Here is a 20886-nt window from a genome sequence, read left to right on the forward strand (position 1 = left end):
TTCGCGGCCGCACGCGGCCACGGAAGGACGTCAGCTGCTCGGCACCCCGGCGTGGCTGCTCACCAGCGCCGCCAGCCGGTCGCCGATGCTGCGGGTGTGGCCGGTGGCCGAGTGGTCGCGGGTGGCCAGGTCGAAGGCCACCGCCGCCTCGATCCGGCGGGCCTCCTCGACGTTGCCGAGGTGGTCGAGCAGCAGGGCGACCGAGAGCACCGCGGCGGTGGGGTCGGCGATGCCCTGCCCCGCGATGTCGGGGGCGCTGCCGTGCACCGGCTCGAACATGCTGGGGTTCTTGCGGCTGACGTCGAGGTTGCCGCTCGCGGCCAGGCCGATGCCCCCGGTGACGGCGGCGGCGAGGTCGGTGAGGATGTCGCCGAACAGGTTGTCGGTGACGATCACGTCGAAGCGCGCCGGGTCGGTGACCATGTGGATCGTGGTGGCGTCGATGTGCTGGTAGGCCACCGAGACGTCGGGGTGCTCCAGCGACACCTCCTCGACGAGCCGCGACCACAGCCGTCCGGAGTAGGTGAGGACGTTCGTCTTGTGCACCAGCGTCAGGTGCTTGCGGGGGCGGCGCTCGGCCCGGGTGAACGCATCGCGCACGACCCGCTCGACGCCGAACGCGGTGTTCGTCGACACCTCGGTGGCGATCTCCTGCGGGGTGTCCTTGCGCAGCAGGCCGCCGGTGCCGACGTAGGGGCCCTCGGTGCCCTCGCGCACGACGACCATGTCGATCTCGGCGTTGCCGGCCAGCGGCCCGCGGACGCCCGGGTACAGGCGGGCGGGGCGCAGGTTGACGTGGTGGTCGAGCTCGAAGCGCAGGCGCAGCAGCAGGCCGCGCTCGAGGATGCCGCTGGGGACCGACGGGTCGCCGACCGCGCCGAGCAGGATCGCGTCGTGCTGCTGGAGCTCGGTCAGCACCGACTCCGGCAGGAGCTCGCCCGTGGAGTGCCAGCGCGCCGCGCCGAGGTCGTAGGTGGTCGTCTCCGCACCGGGTGCGACCTCCTCGAGAACCTTCAGCGCCTCCTCGATGACCTCCGGCCCGATGCCGTCGCCGGGAATGACCGCAAGGCGCATGACTGGTGTTCCTCTCGTGGCTGGACCCGCGCGTGCCTCCGATTACCGGCGGGCCGCTGGGCACGTTACCGGCCGCTACCGGCGCGGATCGCCGCGCCTCACCCGTCCGGGGTCACTCGGGCGGGTGGAACCGCGCCGGAACGGGCCCGGCAGGCCCGCGCCGGACCGCGACACGCCCCCGAGCGGGCCATTCGATGGCCCGCCCGGAGGCCGTGCGCGCCCGTCGTCGAGGGGAATCAGTCGTCGAACGAGATCAGCCGGGTGATGCGCGCCCCGACCGAGGCGCCGATCGGCTCGAGCACGCCCGGGTCGACGGGGCGGTCGACGCGCAGCAGCATGATCGCGTCCTCGCCGTCGGTGGTCTGGCTGATCTGCGCGGCCTCGATGTTGACCGCGGCCTCCCCCAGCAGCGACCCGACGCGGCCCATCACGCCGGGGCGGTCGGCGTACTCCAGCAGCAGCACCTCGCCCTCGGCGCGCAGGTCGAAGTGCCGACCGTTGACCTCGACGAGCTTCTGCACCTGCGAGCGCCCGGTGAGCGTGCCGGAGACAGTGATCGACTCGCCGTCGGGCATCGCCGCGCGCAGCTGCACGACCGACCGGAAGTTCTCGCTCTCGGGGGCCGTGGTCAGCTCGACGTCGACGCCGCGCTCGGCAGCCAGCGCCGGCGTGTTGACGAACGTGACCTGGTCCTCGACGACGTGGGTGAACACCCCGCGCAGCGCCGCGAGCTGCAGCACCGACACGTCCTCGGAGGCGAGCTCACCGGAGACGTCGACGGTGATCGTGCTCGGGACGCGCCCGGCCACGGCGTAGAGCACGGTGCCCAGCTTCTGCGTCAGCGGCAGCCACGGGCGCACCTCCTCGCCGACCGCGCCGCCGACCTGCACGTTGACCGCGTCCGGCACGAACTCGCCGGCCAGCGCGAGCTGCACCGACCGCGCGACGTCGGTGCCTGCGCGGTCCTGCGCCTCGTCGGTGGACGCGCCCAGGTGCGGGGTGACGACGATCTGCGGGATCTCGAACAGCGGGCTCGAGGTGGTCGGCTCGCTGACGTAGACGTCGATCCCGGCACCGCCGACGTGGCCCGAGCGCACCGCCTCGGCGAGCGCGTCCTCGTCGACCAGGCCACCGCGGGCCGCGTTGACGATGATCACGCCCGGCTTCGTCAGCGCCAGCTGGTCCTTGCCGATGAGCCCGAGCGTCTCGGGGGTCTTGGGCAGGTGGATGGAGATCAGCTCGGCGCGGCGGAGCAGGTCGTCGAGCGGGACGAGCTCGATGCCCAGCTGCGCGGCGCGGGCCGGGGCGACGTAGGGGTCGTAGGCGATGAGCTCGACGCCGAACGCGGCGAGGCGCTGCGCGACGAGCTGCCCGATCTTGCCCAGCCCGACGATGCCGGCGATCTTGCCGTTGATCTCGACGCCGGTCAGGGAGCTGCGGGCCCACTTGCCGGCGCGCAGGCTGGCGTCGGCCGCCGGGATGTGCCGCGCGGCGGCGAGCAGCAGCGCGACGGCGTGCTCGGCGGCGGAGACGATGTTCGACGTCGGCGCGTTGACGACCATGACGCCGCGCTGCGTGGCCGCCGGGACGTCGACGTTGTCCAGACCCACCCCCGCGCGCGCGACGACCTTGAGCCGGGGTGCCGCGGCGAGCAGCTCGGCGTCGACCTGGGTGGCCGAGCGCACCAGCAGTGCGTCGGCGCCCGCGATGGCGGCGAGCAGCGCGGGGCGGTCGGTGCCGTCCACGTGACGGATGTCGACGCCGTCGCCCAGCAGCGCGACCGCGGACGGGGCGAGCTTCTCGGCGAGCAGGACGACGGGGCGGGTGGCGGCGTTGCTCACGGCGGTGCAGGGCTCCCGGATCGGATGGCTGTTACGCCGCTGATCCTAGGTCCGCGGGAGGGCAGTGGGTGCGGCGGCGTGGGGCGGGCGACACCTCACGACACCTCACGACGTCAGGAAAGCCACTTTCCTGCCACCGGATGGCGGGAAAGTGGCTTTCCTGCAACGCGAGGGACGAGCAGCGACGATCAGGTCGCCTTGCTACCCACCCAGCTCATCAGGCCGCGCAGCTTCTCGCCGACCTCCTCGATCGGGTGCGCCGCACCCTCCTGCTGGAGCTTGGTGAAGTTCGGGCGCCCGGCCTCGTCCTCGGCCACCCACTCGCGCGCGAACGTGCCGTCCTGGATCTCGCCCAGGATCTTCTTCATCTCCTCCTTGGTCTGCGCGTTGACGACGCGCGGACCGCGGGTGAGGTCGCCGTACTCGGCGGTGTCGGAGATGGAGAAGCGCTCGTTGGCGATGCCGCCCTCGTACATGAGGTCGACGATCAGCTTGAGCTCGTGCAGGCACTCGAAGTAGGCGATCTCCGGGGCGTAGCCGGCCTCGGTGAGCACCTCGAACCCGGTCTGGACCAGCGCCGCGGCACCGCCGCAGAGCACGGCCTGCTCGCCGAACAGGTCGGTCTCGGTCTCCTCGGTGAAGGTCGTCTCGATGACGCCCGCGCGGGCGCCGCCGATCGCCGCCGCGTAGGAGAGCGCGAGCGCCTTCGCGCCGCCGGTGGCGTCCTGCTCCACCGCGATGAGCGCGGGCACGCCCTTGCCGTCGACGAACTGGCGGCGCACGAGGTGGCCGGGGCCCTTGGGGGCGACCATGGCGACGTCGACGTCGGCCGGGGGCTTGATCAGGTCGAACCGGATGTTGAAGCCGTGGCCGAAGAAGATCGCGTCGCCGGCCTTGAGGTTCGGGGCGATGTCGTCGGTGTAGATGAAGCGCTGCTTGGTGTCCGGCGCCAGGATCATGATCAGGTCGGCCCAGGCGGAGACCTCGGCGGGCGTGCCCACCGTCAGCCCCTCGTCGGAGGCCTTGGCGCGGCTCTTGGAGCCCTCGGGCAGGCCGATGCGCACGTCGACGCCGGAGTCCCGCAGCGAGAGCGAGTGGGCGTGGCCCTGGGAGCCGTAGCCGATCACGGCGACCTTGCGGCCCTGGATGATCGACAGATCGGCGTCGGCGTCGTAGTAGATGTTCACGCTCATGACGGGTGGAGGTGTCCTCTCGGTTGGATGTCTGGGGGTCGTGAGCGGCGATCGTGGCCAGGGCGACGGTCGCCGCGCACGGGCGCGTCAGCGCACGGCGGTGGCGGTGATCGAGCGCGGTCCGCGCCCGACGGCGATCGTCCCGGACTGCACCATCTCCCGGATCCCGAAGGGCTCCAGGTTCTTGAGCAGCGCCGCGATCTTCTCGGCCGTGCCGGTGGCCTCGACGGTCAGGGCCTCCGGCGTGACGTCGACGGCGTGCGCGCGGAACAGGTCGACGATCTCCAGGACCTGGCTCCGCACGGCGGGATCGGCGCGGACCTTCACCAGCAGCAGCTCGCGCTGCACCGACGCGGCCGGCTCCAGCTCCACGATCTTGATGACGTGCACCAGCTTGTTGAGCTGCTTGGTGACCTGCTCGAGCGGCAGGTCGTCGACGGCCACGACGATCGTCATGCGGGACACGCCCGCCTGCTCGGTCGGGCCGACGGCCAGGGAGACGATGTTGAAGCCGCGCCGGGAGAACAGGCCCGAGACGCGCGCGAGCACGCCGGGCTTGTCCTCGACGAGGACGGACAGGGTGTGCCGCTCGATCATGACTCGTCCCGGCCGTTCTGCGTGTCGGCGTCGTTCGCTGCCTGGTCCTGCTGGGCCTCGGCGGTGACCGCGGCGATCGTCCCGGTGTCGGCGACGAGCTCGTCGCCGTCGAACAGCGGGCGGATGTTGCGCGCAGCCATGATCTCGTCGTTGCCGGTGCCCGCGGCGACCATGGGCCACACCTGGGCGTCGGCGCCGACCACGAAGTCGATGACGACCGGGCGGTCGTTGATCGCCATGGCCTCGTGGATGACGCGGTCGACGTCCTCCTTCGACTCCGCGCGCAGCCCGACGCAGCCCATGGCCTCGGCCAGCAGCTTGAAGTCGGGGATGCGGTGCTTGTGCGTGCCGAGGTCGGTGTTGGAGTAGCGCTCCTTGTAGAACAGGTTCTGCCACTGCCGGACCATGCCGAGGTTGCCGTTGTTGATGACGGCGACCTTGATCGGGATGCCCTCGATCGCGCAGGTCGCGAGCTCCTGGTTGGTCATCTGGAAGCAGCCGTCGCCGTCGATGCACCAGACGACGTCGTCGGGGCGCGACATCTTCGCGCCCATCGCGGCCGGCACGGCGAAGCCCATCGTGCCCAGGCCGCCCGAGTTCAGCCACGAGCGCGGCTTCTCGTACTTGATGAACTGCGCGGCCCACATCTGGTGCTGGCCGACGCCCGCGGCGTACACGGCGTCCGGGCCGGCGATCTGCCCGATCCGCTCGATGACGTACTCGGGCGACAGCGAGCCGTCGGCGGGCCAGGTGTAGCCGAGCGGGAAGCGCTGCCGCAGCTCGTCGAGCTGGGCCCACCAGGCCGTGAGGTCGGCGGGCTCGGTGGCCGCGCGCTCGGCCGTGACCGCCTCGATCAGGTCGGTGATGACCTCGCGGCAGTCGCCCACGATCGGGACGTCGGCGCGGCGGTTCTTGGAGATCTCGGCCGGGTCGATGTCGGCGTGGACGATCTGCGCGTGCGGGGCGAAGCTCGACAGCACGCCGGTGACGCGGTCGTCGAAGCGCGAGCCGAGCGCGATGAGCAGGTCGGCCTTCTGCATCGCGGCGACGGCGGCGACGGTGCCGTGCATGCCCGGCATGCCGACGTGCTGCGGGTGGCTGTCGGGGAACGCGCCCCGCGCCATCAGCGTGGTGACGACCGGGATCCCGGTGAGCTCGACGAGCTCCTTGAGCTCGTCCCACGCCCGCGCCTTGAGGACGCCGCCGCCGACGTAGAACACCGGCCGCGACGCCGAGTTGATCAGCTTCGCGGCCTCGCGGATCTGCTTGCCGTGCGGCCGGGTCGTCGGCCGGTAGCCGGGCAGCTCCATCTCGACGGGCCAGGTGAACGTCGTCTGCTCCTGCAGGACGTCCTTGGGGATGTCGACGAGGACGGGCCCCGGACGCCCGGTGCTGGCGAGGTGGAACGCCTCGGTGATCGCGCGCGGGATGTCCTTCGCGTCGGTGACCAGCATGTTGTGCTTGGTGACCGGCATCGTGATGCCGGTGATGTCGGCCTCCTGGAACGCGTCCGTGCCGATCAGCGCCCGGGACTGCTGCCCGGTGATCGCGACGAGCGGGATCGAGTCCATGTGGGCGTCGGCGATCGGGGTGACGAGGTTCGTCGCGCCCGGGCCCGAGGTGGCCATGCAGACGCCGACCTTGCCCGTGGCCTGCGCGTACCCGGTGGCCGCGTGGCCCCCGCCCTGCTCGTGGCGGACGAGGACGTGGCGCACCCGGGTGGAGTCGAGCAGGGGGTCGTACGCCGGGAGGATCGTGCCGCCGGGGATCCCGAACACCACCTCGCAGCCGATCTCCTCGAGCGAGCGCACGAGGGACTGCGCGCCGGTCATCGGCACCGCGTCGAAGCGCGGGGACTCGGCCCGGGGGCCGGGGACGGCCTGCGGAGCCTGGCCGGGGCGGCCGGGCGGCGGCGCCGGTTTCGGTCCGGATCGGGGCGTGGCGGTGGTCATCGGCTGCTCTGCCTCGCTGATGGTGGGATTGGGCATGAAAAAACCCCCGACCGCCGGGTGCGGCGGAACGAGGGTGGCGCGTCGACGACCGAGAACCCGCTCAGGCGTGGACGCGCCTGGCGATTACGAGGAACCGGGAGTCGGACATGGCGGCGACGCTAGCACGGCGCTGCCGGTGGGCGTCAACTGCGTGGGACGCCGGGCCCGCATGGTGAGACGCAGCCGACAGGGGCGGGTGGCAGCATGGAGCGGTGCCCGCCGTCGTCTTCCAGCCGTCCCGCCTGCAGCTGTTCGTCGCGGGCGTCCTCGCCCTCTGCGCCACGCCCGTGGCGTTCGGCGCCCCGTACCTGTGGCTGCTCTACCTGGTGCCGCTCGGGTTCGCCGCGTGGGTGGTCCTGACCCGCACGACGGTCGACGCCGACGCCGTCACCATCCGTTCTGTCCGGGGACGCAGGCGCGTACCGTGGTCCGAGATCAGCTCGCTGCGCCTGGCCGGCAAGGGCCGGGTCCGCGCGGTGCTGAACGACGGTGCCGAGCTACCGCTCCCCGCCGTCGGCGTCCGTGACCTGCCCCAGCTCGCCGCCGCCTCCGGCGGCCGGCTGCCCGACCCGGCTGGAGACTGAAGTGCCGGCACTGCGTTCCCGCGTCACCACCCACGGCCGCAACGCCGCCGGAGCGCGTTCGCTCTGGCGCGCCACCGGCATGACCGACGGCGACTTCGGCAAGCCGATCGTCGCGATCGCCAACTCCTACACGCAGTTCGTGCCCGGTCACGTGCACCTCAAGGACATGGGCGACCTTGTCGCGGGCGCCATCACCGAGGCCGGGGGCGTGGCGCGGGAGTTCCACACCATCGCCGTCGACGACGGCATCGCGATGGGCCACGGCGGGATGCTCTATTCGCTGCCCTCGCGCGAGGTGATCGCCGACGCCGTCGAGTACATGGTCAACGGCCACGCCGCCGACGCGCTCGTCTGCATCTCCAACTGCGACAAGATCACGCCCGGCATGCTCAACGCCGCGATGCGCCTCAACATCCCCACCGTGTTCGTGTCCGGCGGACCGATGGAGGCCGGCAAGGCGGTCGTCGTCGGGGGCGTCGCGCAGGCGCCGACCGACCTGATCACGGCGATCTCGGCGTCGGCGTCGTCGGAGGTCGACGACGAGGGGCTCACCGAGGTCGAGCGCTCCGCGTGCCCGACCTGCGGGTCCTGCTCGGGCATGTTCACGGCCAACTCGATGAACTGCCTCACCGAGGCGCTCGGGCTCGCGCTGCCCGGCAACGGCTCCACGCTGGCCACGCACAGCGCCCGCCGCGAGCTGTTCCTGAACGCCGGTCGCACGGTGATGGACCTGGCCACGCGCTGGTACCGCGACGACGACGCGTCCGCGCTGCCGCGCAACATCGCCACCCGCGCGGCCTTCGAGAACGCGATGGCGCTCGACGTCGCCATGGGCGGCTCCACCAACACCGTCCTGCACATCCTGGCCGCGGCGCAGGAGGGCGAGATCGACTTCGACCTCGCCGCCATCGACGCCGTCTCCCAGCGCGTGCCGACGCTGTCGAAGGTCTCCCCCAGCTCGGACTACCACATGGAGGACGTCCACCGCGCCGGCGGCATCCCCGCGATCCTGGGCGAGCTGTGGCGCGCGGGGCTGCTGCGCACCGACGTCCACACCGTCCACTCCCCCTCGGTCGAGCAGTGGCTGGGCACCTGGGACGTGCGGGCGGAGTCGCCGTCGGCGGAGGCGGTCGAGCTGTTCCACGCCGCGCCCGGCGGGGTGCGCACGACGCAGGCGTTCTCCACGTCGAACCGCTGGTCCTCGCTCGACACCGACGCCGCGGGCGGCTGCATCCGCGACCTCGAGCACGCCTACACCACCGAGGGCGGCCTCGCGGTGCTCCGCGGCAACATCGCCCCCGAGGGCGCGATCATCAAGACCGCGGGCATCCCCGAGGAGCTGTGGAACTTCTCCGGCCCGGCGCGCGTCGTCGAGAGCCAGGAGGAGGCCGTCTCGGTCATCCTCACGAAGCAGATCCAGCCCGGCGACGTCCTGGTGGTCCGCTACGAGGGCCCGGCCGGTGGCCCCGGGATGCAGGAGATGCTGCACCCGACGGCGTTCCTCAAGGGCTCGGGCCTGGGCGCGAAATGCGCGCTGATCACCGACGGCCGGTTCTCCGGCGGGTCGAGCGGCATCTCGGTCGGTCACATCTCCCCCGAGGCGGCCGACGGCGGCGTCATCGGTCTGATCGAGGACGGCGACACCGTGCTCATCGACGTCCGCTCGCGGACGCTGTCGGTCGACGTGCCCGACGACGTGCTGGCCGAGCGGCGCCAGAAGATGGACGCCTCGGAGCGCCCGTGGCAGCCGCGCGACCGCGAGCGGGTGGTGTCGAAGGCGCTGCGCGCGTACGCGGCGCTGGCCACCAGCGCGCACACCGGAGCGGTGCGCCGGACGGTGTAGGTGAGTCGAGCCCCGAGCGCGACACGGTCGCCACGAGACCCCGACTCGCGGGGTTGCCTCAGACGCCCGCGAGTCGGGGTCTCGTTGCGCGTGAGTCGGGGTGCCCGTGCTCCCGGCCTCAGGTCGCCAGCAGGGGACCCAGGATGGTGAGCCCGCGCTCCGCGACCGCTGCCATCTCCCCCACCCGCTCCACGCCGAGGTGGTCGGCGGCGAAGCCGAGGTAGTGGACGTGGACGTGCACGTCGGCCCACGCCCGCTCCACCTCCGCGACGCCGGGCGGGCGCGCTCCGGGGCGCAGGGCGTCGAACAGCGCGGTGTAGGCCTGCGGGGCCGGCGCACCGGGCGCGCCGGCCAGCGTGAGGACGTCGACGCCGGCCGGGGCGACCCGCGCGTTCCCCCAGTCGATCAGTGCGCCGCCGAGGACGTTGCCGCGGTGGGCGTCGCCGTGGACGAGCGTGCGGGGCAGGCCGGCGAGCGCGCCGCCGACCCGCGGGTCGGTACGCCAGGCGGTCAGCGCGTCGGCCACCTCGGTGAACGCGGGATCTCCGGTGCGCGCGGCGGCACCGCGGACCGCCACCAGCGTGCGATCGCACAGGCCGCGCCAGTGCGCGGCGTCGACCAGCGGGATCCCGCGCGGGCGCCGGCGCCACCAGTGCGCGTGCACCCGGGCCAGCGCCTCCCACGCCGCGTCCGGAACGGGCTCCCCCTCGGCGGGCGGCGTCCCGTCGACGAAGGGCACGACGATCCAGCCCTCGCCCGCGGCGAGCAGGCCGGGACCGGGGGCGACCGGGCGCACGACGGCCACCGCGCGCATCGCCGCCACCTCCACCGGCGACGCCGCCTTCAGCACGACGGGCACGGGCCGGCCGTCGACGTCGAGGTCGACCCGCTCGACGCTCGCGGCGACGTACCCGCCCGCCAGCGGCGTGCGCGCGACGACCGCGGCCGACCCGCCGAGCGCCCGGGCCGCCGCGGGGAGCCACGCGGCGTCGGGCGGGGCCGTCACGGAGCGACCGGCACCGGGCTGCGCAGCAGGAAGAACACGAGCAGGCCCGCGGCCACGCCGATGATCATCGCGAGCACGCCCCACGGGGCGGGGCGGCGGTTCCACGTGCGCCCCCGCTCCAGCGCGATGTGCCCGGCGCCGGTGAGCACCAGGGCCGCGGCGCCGAGGCCGAGCACCGCCTCGAGCTCCACGCCGCGCGGGTCGGTCGCGAAGAAGCCGCCACCGGCACCCAGCTTGAGCAGCACCACGTTGAGCATGACCGCGACCAGGCCCGCGGCCGCCAATGGCGTGCCGACGCCGAGCACGACGAACGCGCCCGCCACGAGCTCGGTGATGCCGGTGGCCCACGAGAGCGCGAGGGTCTCGCGGAAGCCGAACCCGTCGAGCACGCGCGCGAACCCGCCGATGCCCGGACCGCCCCACAGCCCGAACACCTTCTGCATGCCGTGCGCGACGAACGTCCCGCCGATCGCGAACCGCAGCAGCAGCAGACCCGCGTCGGTGCCGGCGTTCCACTCCAGCGGGCGGCGCGTCGGGCGGGTCTTCGTCGGCTCCGGCTCACCGATGCTGCCGGGCGTGAACACGGAGGTCGGCTGGTCGCTCATGCCCGCGAGACTAGTGGGCGGGCACCGATGAGTCCGGTGATCGGCCGTCGTCTGCCCGATGACAGCACGGCCCGACGAACGGAGAACGCGATGTCCTTCCAGGCCTACCTCGACGCGATCGAGAAGAAGACCGGACGCATCCCGGCCGACCTGGTGGCGCTCGCCCACGAGCGCGGCTACGGCCCGGACACGAAGGCCGGCGTGATGGTCGAGTGGCTCAAGACCGACTTCGACCTCGGCCGCGGCCACGCCATGGCCCTGATCCACGTGATCAGGAGCGGGGCGGGGATCAGCGGGAAGCACGTGGGGACGACGGGGGTGCACCGCGACGAGTCCGACACGCTCCGTCTCGACGGGCTGGCGAACCGCTAGTACCCGCCCTCCACGAGGTTGGGCGGCTGCTCGCCCCGCGCGAACGCCGCGATCTGCTCCGCGGCGATCCCGTACGCGCGCTTCATGCCGCCCGGGACGCTGCCGCCGACGTGCGGGGTGAGGAGCAGGCCGGGCGCCGACCAGAGCGGGTGGTCGGCGGGCAGCGGCTCGGGCTCGGTGACGTCGAGCGCGGCGCGCAGGCGGCCCGACACCAGCTCGGCGGTGAGCGCGTCGGTGTCCGCGACGGGGCCGCGCGCGGCGTTGACCAGCACCGATCCGTCCGGCATGGCGGCGAGGAACCCCGCGTCGATCAGGCCGCGGGTGTCGTCGGTGAGCGGGACGATGACCACGCAGGCGTCGTGGTCGGGCAGCAGGTCGCGCACCTCGTCGATGCCGTGGACGCCGTCGCGGGCGCGGCGGCCGACGAGCGTCGTCGTCACCCCGAAGGGCGTCAGGCGTCGCACGGTGTTCTCCGCGACGTCCCCCGCGCCGACGATCAGCACGCGCTTCCCGTCCATCTCCTCGGTCTGGTGGTAGTCCCAGCGGGCCTCGTCCTGGGCGCGGACGAACTGCGGAAGGTGCCGGTAGACCGCCAGCAGCGCTGCCACGACCCACTCCGCGGTGGCGCCGCCGTGCGCGCCGCGGCAGTCGGACAGGGCGACGCCCTCGGGGAGCTTCCCGATCCACGCCTCGGCCCCGGCGGTGAGCAGCTGCACCAGCTGCAGTTCGGGCAGCTTCTCGGTGAGCGCGACGGCCTCGCTCGTCGCCAGGAACGGCGGCACGAGGACCTGCGCGTGGGCGGCCCCCTCGGGGAGCTCGCCGTCGGGGTCGTAGACGACGGCGGTGACGCCCTCGAGCTGCTCCGCCCCCTCGGCGTGCGGAACCAGGACGGTGATCGTGTCGGCCATGCCCGGGACGGTACTCACGGCCCGCTCACCCGGCCCGGCCTAACCTGGCGCACGTGAGGGGACGGGTGCGGCGCGCACTGGCCGCGGCGCTGCTCGCCGTCGGCCTCGCCGGCTGCGCCACGTTCCCGGACAACGGCCCCCGGGAGTGGCAGGAGCAGATCGAGGGCGAGGGCGAGCTCGGCGGGATCCCGCGCGTGCCCGAATCGGTGGAGCCGACCGCGCCGCCCACCGGGGAGCCGTCGCCGCAGGGCGGCACGCCGCCCGAGCCCGAGCCGTGCGACGACCCGGACCCGGCCGTGATCGCCACCTGCCTCGACCCGGTCGGCGCGATCGCCGTGCTGCCCGACGGGGTCACGGCGCTGGTCGCCGAGCGGCTCACCGGCCGGGTGCTGCGGGTGGCGCGGGACGTCGAGCCGGAGCTGGTCGCGACCGTCGCCGTCGACGCGTCGGGGGGTGGCGGGCTGACCGGGCTCGTCCTCTCCCCGTCCTACGCCGAGGACCGCCTGCTCTACGCCTACGCGACGACGCCCGAGGACAACCGGGTCGTGCGGATCGCGGAGGGCGAACCCCCGAAGCCGGTGCTCACCGGGATCCCGCGCGGGCCGGTCAACAACGGTGGGGCGCTGGGCGTCGACGTCGACGGGTCGCTGCTCGTGGCCACCGGCGACGCGGGCGGCGCCGACCCGGCGTCGCTGGCGGGGAAGCTGCTGCGCGTCGACGCCTTCGGCCGCCCCGCCGGCGGCAACCCCGACGCCGCCTCCCCCGTGCTCAGCTCCGGGCTGGTCGCGCCCGGTGGGGTGTGCGTCAACGCCGCGACGACCGCGGCGTGGGTCACCGACCGCCGCGGCGGGCAGGACGTGCTGCACCTGGTGACTCCCGGTCCCCTCGGCCCGGCGGCGTGGAGCTGGCCGGAGCGGCCCGGGGTGGCCGGGTGCGTCGCCCAGCAGGACATCGTGGCGGTCACGCAGAGCGGGGCCGGGGCGCTGTTCGTGCTGCGCACCGACCCGCTGACGGCGGCCTTCACGGCCACGGAGATCCAGCTGGCCGGCGTCTACGGCCGGCTCGCGGCGGCCTCGCTGGGCCCGGACGGCCTGATCTGGCTGGGCACGGTGAACAAGGACGGCGGGGCGCCGGTGCCGTCGGACGACCGGGTGCTGGTGCTGCCGCCGGTGGCGTCGGGCGGCCAGTCCCGAGCCTGAGCGGCTGGCGCCGCCCGTGAGCGGCGATCGTGGCCAGAGCCACGGTTGCCACTCACGAGCGCGGAGCGCACCTCGGGCAGGCGGCACGGCCGTCCCAGCCGTGTCGCCGCAGCACATGGGCGACCTCGCGCGCACCGCCGCACGGGTCGGCCGAGAGGTCGGCCCAGCCGAAGACCAGGCGGGAGCGGCCTGCGAGCTCGGCGGCGTTGTCCCGGCGGCGGTCGCGGAACGCCACGTCGTCGCGCAGGTGGGTGCGCCCGTCGAGCCGGACCGTCAGGGGCACGCCGAGGTGGTCGTACACCGCGTCCTCCCACAGCGTGGTGCCGTCGACGACCACGGGGACCTGCCGGACGGCGGGCGGCAGCCCGTGCGCCTGCTCGACCTCGACCGCGTACAGCTCCTCCAGCGCCGACTGGACGCCGTGGCGCACGCGCCCCACCGCGGCGGCGAGGGCCCGTCGGTACCGGCGGGGTGGCCGCTCGACCAGCCGCCGCTCGACGTCGAGCGGACGGACGCGGGCACCGGTCATCAGGCCGGTGAGGACCGTGCACGCCGCGCGGGCGTCGTCCTCCTCGACCGCCACGTCGATCACGGTGTCGGCCGCCGAGGTCCGCGGCGGGTCGGTGGCCACCACGATGTGGCGGTGGGCGCGTGAGCGGTGCACGACGACCAGGTCGCCCTGCGAGACCGCCGACGCCCCGTAGGGCACCGTGATGTGCACCGGACCGGGATCGACCGGCGCGAGTCCCCACGCCGCCGCAGCGGTGCCGTGGCTCAGGACCGCCGCCGCGCCGCCGTAGAGCAGCGCCGCCCAGACGCGCGACGCCTGAGGCAGTGGACCCGTGAACGTGGCGTAGACGCCGTGCACGATCCACCGCCAGCGCTCCCCCTCGACCTGCGCGAGGAGCATCGCCTCGGTGACGCCGAACGCGCGCAGCTGACGGACGTGGACCACACCGGCCTGGGCGACGAGGAGCGCGTCCCAGCGGTCCTGCTGGAGGGGAGTCACGACGGATGGCGGGACGGACCTGCGGGTCGGGGTGCTCATGCCACGACCGTGACGCACCGCCGCCCGACCGGAGCGAGGTCCTTCGAACCTGTGGATGCCGGGGGTGCGATGTGGACAGCTCCGCACCCGGGGGTCGTGAGTGGCGATCGTGGTCCTGGCCACGATCGCCGCTCACGGGCGGCGTCAGCCGCAGCGCTCGATGATCAGCTCACGGACCCGCTTGGCGTCGGCCTGGCCCTTCGTCGCCTTCATCACCGCGCCGACGATCGCCCCCGCCGCCGCCACCTTGCCGCCGCGGATCTTCTCCGCCACGTCGGGCTGGGCGGCCAGGGCCTCGTCGACGGCGGCGATCAGCGGGCCGTCGTCGGACACGACCTTCAGCCCGCGCGCCGCCACGACCTCGTCGGGACCGCCCTCGCCGGCCAGCACGCCGTCGACGGCCTGGCGGGCGAGCTTGTTGTTCAGCTCCCCGCTCGCCACCAGCTCGACGACCCGGGCCACCTGGGCCGGGGTGATCGGCAGGGCGTCGAGGGCGACCTCGCGGGCGTTGGCCTGCTGCGTCAGGTACGCCACCCACCACGACCGCGCCTCGCCGGCGGGCGCGCCCGCGGCGACGGTGGCCTCGATGAGGTCGAGCGCGCCGGCGTTGACCAGGTCGCGCAGCTCCTCGTCCGACAGCGACCAGTCGGCCTGCAGCCGCGCGCGGCGGGCCCAGGGCAGCTCGGGCAGCGTGCCCCGCAGCTCCTCCACCCACTCCGCCGACGGCGCGATCGGCACCAGGTCGGGCTCGGGGAAGTAGCGGTAGTCCTCGGAGGTCTCCTTGATGCGGCCCGAGCGGGTGCTGGCCGTGTCCTCCTGGAAGTGCCGCGTCTCCTGCACGACCTTCTCGCCCGCGTCGAGCACGGCCGCGTGGCGGCTCATCTCGTAGCGCACCGCGCGCTCGACCGACCGCAGCGAGTTGACGTTCTTCGTCTCCGACCGCGTGCCCAGGACGCCCGAGCCGCGCGGCGACAGCGACAGGTTCACGTCGCAGCGCATCGAGCCCTGGTCCATGCGCACGTCGGACACGCCGAGGGCCTTGATCAGGTCGCGCAGCGCGGTGACGTACGCGCGCGCCACCTCCGGCGCCCGCTCCCGGGTGCCGGGGATCATCTTCGTGACGATCTCGATCAGCGGGACGCCGGCGCGGTTGTAGTCGAGCAACGAGTACTCCGCGCCGTGGATCCGCCCGGTCGCGCCGCCGACGTGCAGCGACTTGCCGGTGTCCTCCTCCATGTGCGCGCGCTCGATCTCCACGCGGACGACCTCGCCGTCGTCGAGCGTGACGTCGAGGTACCCGTCGACGGCGATCGGCTCGTCGTACTGCGAGGTCTGGAAGTTCTTCGGCATGTCCGGGTAGAAGTAGTTCTTCCGGGCGAACCGGCCCCAGGGGGCGATCGAGCAGTTCAGCGCCAGCCCGATGCGCATGGCCGACTCCACCGCCGCCCGGTTGACGACCGGCAGCGACCCGGGCAGGCCCAGGCACGTCGGGCACACCTGGGTGTTCGGCTCCGCGCCGAACCCCGTGGGGCAGCCGCAGAACATCTTCGTGGCGGTGTTGAGCTCGACGTGCACCTCGAGCCCGAGCATCGGGTCGTAGCGCTCGACGACGTCGTCGAAGTCGACCAGGGACGCGGTCATCGGGACACCTCCGGGGCGACGAGGGGCTCGCGGGTGGACTCGTAGGCGGCGGCCACGCGGTACATCACGGCCTCCCCGAGCGCAGGCGCCATGATCTGCAGGCCGACCGGCAGGCCGTCGGACAGACCCGACGGCACCGACATCGCGGCGGTGCCGGCCAGGTTGGTCGGGATCGTGGCGAGGTCGTTGAGGTACATCGCCAGCGGGTCGTCGACCTTGTCGCCGATCGGGAACGCCGTGGTGGGCGTGGCCGGCGACACGAGGACGTCGGCGTGGGTGAACGCGGCGGCGAAGTCGCGCGAGATCAGCGTGCGGACCTTCTGCGCCTGCCCGTAGTAGGCGTCGTAGTAGCCGCTGGACAGCGCGTAGGTGCCCAGGATGATGCGGCGCTTGACCTCCGGGCCGAAGCCGGCCTCGCGCGTGGCGGCCATGACCGCCTCCGCCGAGGCGCCCTCCGAGACGCGCAGGCCGTAGCGCATGGCGTCGAAGCGGGCCAGGTTGGACGAGACCTCGCTGGGCAGGATCAGGTAGTAGGCCGCGAGCCCGTACTCGAAGTGCGGGCAGGAGACCTCGACGACGTCGGCGCCCAGCTTCTCGAGCTGGCGCAGCGCGGCGTCGAACGAGGCCTGGACGCCGGGCTGGTAGCCCTCGCCGGTGAGCTCGCGGACGACGCCGACGCGCAGGCCGGACAGGTCGCCGTCGGCGCCCTGGCGCGCGGCCGCGACGACCGACGGGACGGGCGCGTCGATCGAGGTGGAGTCGAGCGGGTCGTGCCCGCCGATGACCTCGTGCAGCAGCGCGGCGTCGAGGACGGTGCGCGCGCACGGCCCGCCCTGGTCCAGCGAGGACGCGCAGGCGATGAGGCCGTAGCGGGAGACGCCGCCGTAGGTGGGCTTGACGCCGACGGTGCCGGTGAACGCGGCGGGCTGGCGGATCGAGCCGCCGGTGTCGGTGCCGATCGCGAGCGGCGCCTCGAACGCGGCGAGCGCCGCCGCGGAACCGCCGCCGGAGCCGCCCGGCACGCGCGAGGCGTCCCACGGGTTGCGGGTGACGCCGTAGGCCGAGTACTCGGTGGACGAGCCCATCGCGAACTCGTCCATGTTGGTCTTGCCCAGGATCGTGACGCCGGCGCCGCGCAGCCGGGCGGTGACTCCTGCGTCGTAGGGCGGTCGCCAGCCCTCGAGGATCCGGGAGCCCGCGGTGGTGGGCATGTCGGAGGTGGTGAAGACGTCCTTGAGCGCGAGCGGCACCCCGGCCAGCGGCGACGCGGGGGCGCTGCCGGCGGCCAGCGAGTCGTCGACGAGGGCGGCCGAGGCGAGCGCGGCGTCCGTGGCGACGTGCAGGAACGCGTGGACGCCGCCGTCGACCGCGGCGATGCGGTCGAGGTGGGCCTGCGCGACCTCGACGGCCGACACCTCGCGGGAGTGGATCCGCGACGCCAGGTCGGCGGCGGTCATCCGGGTGAGGTCCGCGCTCATGCCTCCTCCCCCAGGATCCGCGGCACGCGGAAGCGGCCGTCCTCGGCGGCGGGGGCGCCCGAGAGCGCCTGCTCCTGGCTCAGCCCGGGGCGCAGCTCGTCGGGGCGGAAGACGTTCTCCAGCGGCACCGCGTGCGACGTCGGCGGGATGTCGTCGGCGGCGACCTCCCCCACCCGGGCGACCGACCCCAGGATCACGTCGAGCTGGCCGGCGAACAGTTCGAGCTCGTCGTCGGTGACGGCGAGCCGGGCCAGCCGGGCGAGGTGTGCGACCTCGTCACGGGTGATCGCGGCGGACAATGGACCCTCCAGGAGGTTCTGCGGCGGGGGCGGTGTCGGTCGGGGCGCGACGGCGCGGCAGCCCGACACCGTGAGTCTAGTCCCCGGCCCGACACGCTCCGTTGTTGCGTGCGGGGGCCCGGACCCTGACAGAATCCCCACCCAGTGCCGCGCCTGCGGGACGGGTCGAGGAGGCGTGGCGTGTCGTTCCTGCTCCGGGTGGTGCTCCCGGACCAGCCGGGCAGTCTCGGGGCCGTGGCCACCGCGCTCGGCAACGCGGGCGCCGACATCCTGGGCGTCGACGTCGTCGAGCGCTCGCGCGGGCACGCCGTCGACGACCTCGCCGTGGAGCTCCCCTCGGGCCGTCCGCCGGACGTCCTCATCACGGCGGCGGAGTCGGTGCCGGGCGTGCAGGTGGAGTCGGTGCGGCCGCACTCGGGCAAGCTCGACACCCACCGCGAGCTGGAGCTGATCGAGGCCGTCACGGTCGACCCCGGGCACGGGCTGCAGCTGCTCGCCGAGGGCGTGCCGCGGATCTTCCGGGCCGGGTGGGCGCTGGTCGCGGCGCGCGAGGGCACGCGCGCCTACCGGATCGCGGAGAGCTCCGCAGCGCCCGAGACGATCGCCGCCGACCTCCCGTGGCTGCCGCTCAAGCGGGCGATCGCCGTCGACCCCGCGGTGCACGAGGTGCCGCAGCCGTGGACCGAGCTCGACACCGAGCTCGCCGCGGCGCCCTTCGGCCCGTCCACGCCGCACGCGCTGGTCGTCGGGCGTCCGGGCGGACCGGCGTTCCGGCCCTCGGAGCTGGCCCGCCTCGCCCACCTCGCCGGGATCGTGACGACCATCCTCGGGTCGTAGTCCGGTGGACCGTCCCTGGGCGCGCGTGCCGAGCTGGGTCGGGGCCGCCGTGCGGCCCGAGCTGGCCGGGGCCGTCGAGGAGATCATCACCGTCGTCCGCGCGGAGGTGCCCGACTACGCCCGCCCGCTGACCGGCCGCTTCGGCATGCGGATCACCGAGGGCGTGTCGGTGGCGCTGGGCCAGTTCGTCGATCTGCTGGGCCGCGACGAGGCCCTCACCGACACCCGCGTCTACCGCGCGCTGGGCCAGCTCGAGCACCGCGAGGGGCGGACGCTGGCCGCGCTGCAGTCGGCCTACCAGGTCGGCAGCCGGCTGCTGTGGCGCCGGCTCGGCGGCAGCGCCACGGCCCGCCAGCTCCCGCCGGAGGTCATCTTCGCCCTGGCCGAGGCACTGTTCACCTACATCGAGCAGCTCTCGGCGGCGTCGGTGGCCGGGTGGGCGGCCGAGGAGTCGAGCCGCGCGGGGTCGCTGCAGACCCGGCGGCACGCCCTGGTCGAGCTGCTCTCGCAGCAGCCGCCCGCGCCCGTCGCCGAGGTGGAGCGCGCCGCGGCCGCCGCGGGGTGGCCGCTGCCGCCGCGGCTGGCGGCGCTGGCCGTCCAGGACGTCGTGGAGGTGGCCGCGCGGATCCCGTCGGCGGTGGCCGCGGACGTCGACCCGGTGGGGCTCGCGCTGGTGCCCGTCGTCGACCGGACGGGATGGATCGAGCGCGTCCGGGCCGGCACGGGCGAGCGTCGCGCGGTGCTCGGCCCGGTCGTCGAGATCGGGGAGGCGCACCGCTCGATCGCCCGCGCGCGCACGGCCTGGCCGCTGCACGCGGCCGGGCGGCTGGGCCCGACGGCCGACCGACTGGTCCGGGCCGACGAGCACCTGCTCGCGCTGCTGCTCGCGGGCCAGCCGGAACTGGCCGACGACCTGCGCGCCCGCGCGCTCGCCCCGCTCCAGGAGCTGCCCGCCGGGGCCGCCGCCCGCGCCGAGGAGACACTGCGGGCGTGGCTGGACGCGCACGGCGACGTCACCGCCACCGCGGGCGCCCTGCACGTGCACCCGCAGACCGTCCGCTACCGCCTGGCCCAGCTCCGGGACACCTTCGGCGGGGCGCTGGACGACCCGCTCGCGCGCCTGGAGCTGGCGGTGGCGCTGCGCAGCGCGCCACCCGCCGAGCCCGACGCCCCGTCTCAGGCAGCCTTCGGGCCGCCGCCGGGGAACGCGTAGCGGATGATCTTGCGGACCACCTTGGCGTACTGCTTGGGCAGCGGGCCCGCGGTGTAGGGCAGGCCGTAGCGCTCGCAGATCTCGCGCACCCGCGGGGCGATCCGGGCGTAGTGGTTGCTCGGGACGTCCGGGAACAGGTGGTGCTCGATCTGGTGGCTCAGGTTGCCCGTCATCAGGTGGAAGGTCGGGCTACCCGTGAGGTTGGCCGAGCCGAGCATCTGGCGGACGTACCACTCGCCCTGCGACTCGTTCTCCAGCCGCGACTCCTCGAACGACTCCACACCGTCCGGGAAGTGCCCGCAGAAGATCACCGCGTGGGACCAGATGTTGCGGACGGTGTTGGCCGTCAGGTTCGCGACCGCCGTCGACACGAAGCCGGGGCCCGACAGCAGCGGGAACAGCACGTAGTCCTTCGCGAGCTGCTTGCGCGTCTTGCGCCACAGCGCCTTGAGCTCCTGCTTGGCCTGCGCCCAGGGCTTGGTGCCCTCCTGGACCTTCTCGAGCTCGATGTCGTAGATCGCGATGCCCCACTCGAAGATCAGCGAGAGGCCGACGTTCGTGAGCGGCTGGATCAGGTCGATCGGGCGCCACGGCTGCTCGGGCGTGACGCGCATGACCGCGTAGCCCAGGTCGCGGTCCTTGCCCCGCACGTTGGTGAACGTGTGGTGCTCGTAGTTGTGCGACTTCTGCCAGGCCTTGGACGTGGACGCGTGGTCCCACTCCCAGGTCGTGGAGTGGATCTTCGGGTCCTTCATCCAGTCCCACTGGCCGTGGAGGACGTTGTGCCCGATCTCCATGTTGTCGAGGATCTTGGCGACCGAGAGCGCCGCCGTGCCGGCCATCCAGGCCGCCGGGTTGAGCGAGAAGATCAGCGCGCCGCGGCCGGCGATCTCCAGGCCGCGCTGCAGCTTGATCACGTTGTGGATGTACTGGGCGTCGGCCTCGCCGAGGCTGCCGATCACCTCGTCGCGGATGGCGTCGAGCTCGACGGCGAGCGCGTCGTACTGCTCGGGCGTCAGGTGCGCGGCGGCGCTCGGGGCGATGGTCGGCACGCTGCCGGCGACGCGGCTGGGCAGCGGGTTCTCGACGACGAGCGGCTCGGACTTGCGCATCGAGGTGGTGCGCGTGACGGGTCTGTCGATGGCGATGGTCATGAG

The 20886-nt window shown here is 73.8% G+C and carries 19 protein-coding genes; 6 read left to right on the forward strand and 13 right to left on the reverse strand.

Going from position 1 to position 20886, the window contains the following annotated elements; translation table 11 throughout:
• Window positions 1-30: 30 nt before the first annotated feature.
• The 5 genes from I4I82_RS07545 to I4I82_RS07565 all read right to left on the reverse strand — a co-directional run bounded on the left by I4I82_RS07545 (window position 31) and on the right by I4I82_RS07565 (window position 6657).
• On the reverse strand, window positions 31-1074 hold the full coding sequence (locus tag I4I82_RS07545; RefSeq protein ID WP_172159022.1) for a 3-isopropylmalate dehydrogenase: 1044 nt from the start codon (window positions 1072-1074) through the stop codon (window positions 31-33).
• A 236-nt stretch (window positions 1075-1310) separates the two neighbouring features.
• Window positions 1311-2915, reverse strand: coding sequence for a phosphoglycerate dehydrogenase (gene serA / locus I4I82_RS07550; RefSeq protein ID WP_218595570.1), 1605 nt, complete (start codon window positions 2913-2915; stop codon window positions 1311-1313).
• 188 nt (window positions 2916-3103) lie between these two features.
• Window positions 3104-4108: a ketol-acid reductoisomerase gene (gene ilvC, locus I4I82_RS07555; protein WP_218589865.1), complete on the reverse strand. Its 1005-nt coding sequence runs from the start codon at window positions 4106-4108 to the stop codon at window positions 3104-3106.
• Between the two features lie 87 nt (window positions 4109-4195).
• Complete coding sequence (gene ilvN, locus I4I82_RS07560; RefSeq protein ID WP_218589870.1) at window positions 4196-4702, reverse strand: acetolactate synthase small subunit; 507 nt, start codon at window positions 4700-4702, stop codon at window positions 4196-4198.
• Window positions 4702-6657, reverse strand: a complete 1956-nt coding sequence (locus I4I82_RS07565; protein WP_218596457.1) for an acetolactate synthase large subunit — start codon at window positions 6655-6657, stop codon at window positions 4702-4704. Before I4I82_RS07565 ends, ilvN begins: the two co-directional genes overlap by 1 nt.
• 251 nt (window positions 6658-6908) lie before the next feature.
• Between I4I82_RS07565 and I4I82_RS07570 the strand changes: the two genes are divergently transcribed.
• Together I4I82_RS07570 and ilvD are read left to right on the forward strand one after the other, a co-directional pair.
• A complete protein-coding gene (locus I4I82_RS07570; protein WP_218595571.1) occupies window positions 6909-7280 on the forward strand; it encodes a PH domain-containing protein in 372 nt (123 codons plus the stop codon).
• 1 nt (window position 7281) lies between these two features.
• On the forward strand, window positions 7282-9123 hold the full coding sequence (ilvD, locus tag I4I82_RS07575) for a dihydroxy-acid dehydratase (protein ID WP_218595572.1): 1842 nt from the start codon (window positions 7282-7284) through the stop codon (window positions 9121-9123).
• A 118-nt stretch (window positions 9124-9241) separates the two neighbouring features.
• On the opposite strand, the gene I4I82_RS07580 is transcribed toward ilvD, so the two are convergent.
• Entirely contained in the window at window positions 9242-10129 is an 888-nt protein-coding gene (locus I4I82_RS07580) for a phosphotransferase (RefSeq protein WP_218595573.1), read from the reverse strand.
• Window positions 10126-10734 carry a DoxX family protein gene (locus I4I82_RS07585; RefSeq protein WP_218595574.1) on the reverse strand — a complete coding sequence of 203 codons (609 nt, stop codon included), beginning with the start codon at window positions 10732-10734 and terminating at the stop codon, window positions 10126-10128. The genes I4I82_RS07580 and I4I82_RS07585 overlap by 4 nt, the downstream gene beginning before the upstream one ends.
• Window positions 10735-10824: 90 nt before the next feature.
• Between I4I82_RS07585 and I4I82_RS07590 the strand changes: the two genes are divergently transcribed.
• Window positions 10825-11106: a DUF4287 domain-containing protein gene (locus I4I82_RS07590; RefSeq protein WP_218595575.1), complete on the forward strand. Its 282-nt coding sequence runs from the start codon at window positions 10825-10827 to the stop codon at window positions 11104-11106.
• Here the strand turns inward: I4I82_RS07590 and I4I82_RS07595 are convergent.
• Window positions 11103-12014 (reverse strand): 2-hydroxyacid dehydrogenase, encoded by a 912-nt coding sequence (locus I4I82_RS07595; RefSeq protein WP_218595576.1) that lies wholly within the window; start codon window positions 12012-12014, stop codon window positions 11103-11105. The genes I4I82_RS07590 and I4I82_RS07595 overlap by 4 nt on opposite strands.
• 53 nt (window positions 12015-12067) lie before the next feature.
• Here I4I82_RS07595 and I4I82_RS07600 point away from each other — a divergent pair, with 53 nt between their 5' ends.
• Window positions 12068-13213 (forward strand): PQQ-dependent sugar dehydrogenase, encoded by a 1146-nt coding sequence (locus I4I82_RS07600; protein ID WP_218595577.1) that lies wholly within the window; start codon window positions 12068-12070, stop codon window positions 13211-13213.
• A gap of 52 nt (window positions 13214-13265) precedes the next feature.
• Here the strand turns inward: I4I82_RS07600 and I4I82_RS07605 are convergent, their stop codons facing one another.
• The 4 genes from I4I82_RS07605 to gatC form a co-directional block, all read right to left on the reverse strand.
• Window positions 13266-14261 carry a hypothetical protein gene (locus I4I82_RS07605; RefSeq protein WP_225920545.1) on the reverse strand — a complete coding sequence of 332 codons (996 nt, stop codon included), beginning with the start codon at window positions 14259-14261 and terminating at the stop codon, window positions 13266-13268.
• Between the two features lie 144 nt (window positions 14262-14405).
• On the reverse strand, window positions 14406-15902 hold the full coding sequence (gene gatB, locus I4I82_RS07610; RefSeq protein WP_218589857.1) for an Asp-tRNA(Asn)/Glu-tRNA(Gln) amidotransferase subunit GatB: 1497 nt from the start codon (window positions 15900-15902) through the stop codon (window positions 14406-14408).
• Window positions 15899-17380 (reverse strand): Asp-tRNA(Asn)/Glu-tRNA(Gln) amidotransferase subunit GatA, encoded by a 1482-nt coding sequence (gatA, locus tag I4I82_RS07615; RefSeq protein ID WP_218589856.1) that lies wholly within the window; start codon window positions 17378-17380, stop codon window positions 15899-15901. The genes gatB and gatA overlap by 4 nt, the downstream gene beginning before the upstream one ends.
• Entirely contained in the window at window positions 17377-17679 is a 303-nt protein-coding gene (gene gatC / locus I4I82_RS07620) for an Asp-tRNA(Asn)/Glu-tRNA(Gln) amidotransferase subunit GatC (RefSeq protein ID WP_172158996.1), read from the reverse strand. The genes gatA and gatC overlap by 4 nt, the downstream gene beginning before the upstream one ends.
• 180 nt (window positions 17680-17859) lie before the next feature.
• Between gatC and I4I82_RS07625 the strand changes: the two genes are divergently transcribed.
• On the forward strand, window positions 17860-18516 hold the full coding sequence (locus I4I82_RS07625) for an ACT domain-containing protein (protein WP_218595578.1): 657 nt from the start codon (window positions 17860-17862) through the stop codon (window positions 18514-18516).
• Window positions 18517-18520: 4 nt separating this feature from the next.
• On the forward strand, window positions 18521-19729 hold the full coding sequence (locus I4I82_RS07630) for a PucR family transcriptional regulator (RefSeq protein WP_218589854.1): 1209 nt from the start codon (window positions 18521-18523) through the stop codon (window positions 19727-19729).
• Here I4I82_RS07630 and I4I82_RS07635 read toward each other — a convergent pair.
• Window positions 19693-20883, reverse strand: a complete 1191-nt coding sequence (locus I4I82_RS07635; RefSeq protein ID WP_225920546.1) for a fatty acid desaturase family protein — start codon at window positions 20881-20883, stop codon at window positions 19693-19695. The genes I4I82_RS07630 and I4I82_RS07635 overlap by 37 nt on opposite strands.
• Between the last annotated feature and the right edge of the window lie 3 nt (window positions 20884-20886).

Source organism: Pseudonocardia oceani (assembly GCF_019263585.2).
Classification (GTDB): domain Bacteria; phylum Actinomycetota; class Actinomycetes; order Mycobacteriales; family Pseudonocardiaceae; genus Pseudonocardia; species Pseudonocardia oceani.

Bases quoted from the DNA above. Each gene is read 5' to 3' on its own strand.
- I4I82_RS07545 (WP_172159022.1), bottom strand. From the start codon at position 1,074: ATGCGCCTTGCGGTCATTCCCGGCGACGGCATCGGGCCGGAGGTCATC.
- ilvC (WP_218589865.1), bottom strand. From the start codon at position 4,108: ATGAGCGTGAACATCTACTACGACGCCGACGCCGATCTGTCGATCATC.
- I4I82_RS07565 (WP_218596457.1), bottom strand. From the start codon at position 6,657: ATGACCACCGCCACGCCCCGATCCGGACCGAAACCGGCGCCGCCGCCC.
- I4I82_RS07585 (WP_218595574.1), bottom strand. From the start codon at position 10,734: ATGAGCGACCAGCCGACCTCCGTGTTCACGCCCGGCAGCATCGGTGAG.
- I4I82_RS07590 (WP_218595575.1), top strand. From the start codon at position 10,825: ATGTCCTTCCAGGCCTACCTCGACGCGATCGAGAAGAAGACCGGACGC.
- I4I82_RS07595 (WP_218595576.1), bottom strand. From the start codon at position 12,014: ATGGCCGACACGATCACCGTCCTGGTTCCGCACGCCGAGGGGGCGGAG.
- I4I82_RS07605 (WP_225920545.1), bottom strand. From the start codon at position 14,261: ATGAGCACCCCGACCCGCAGGTCCGTCCCGCCATCCGTCGTGACTCCC.
- gatB (WP_218589857.1), bottom strand. From the start codon at position 15,902: ATGACCGCGTCCCTGGTCGACTTCGACGACGTCGTCGAGCGCTACGAC.
- gatA (WP_218589856.1), bottom strand. From the start codon at position 17,380: ATGAGCGCGGACCTCACCCGGATGACCGCCGCCGACCTGGCGTCGCGG.
- I4I82_RS07635 (WP_225920546.1), bottom strand. From the start codon at position 20,883: ATGACCATCGCCATCGACAGACCCGTCACGCGCACCACCTCGATGCGC.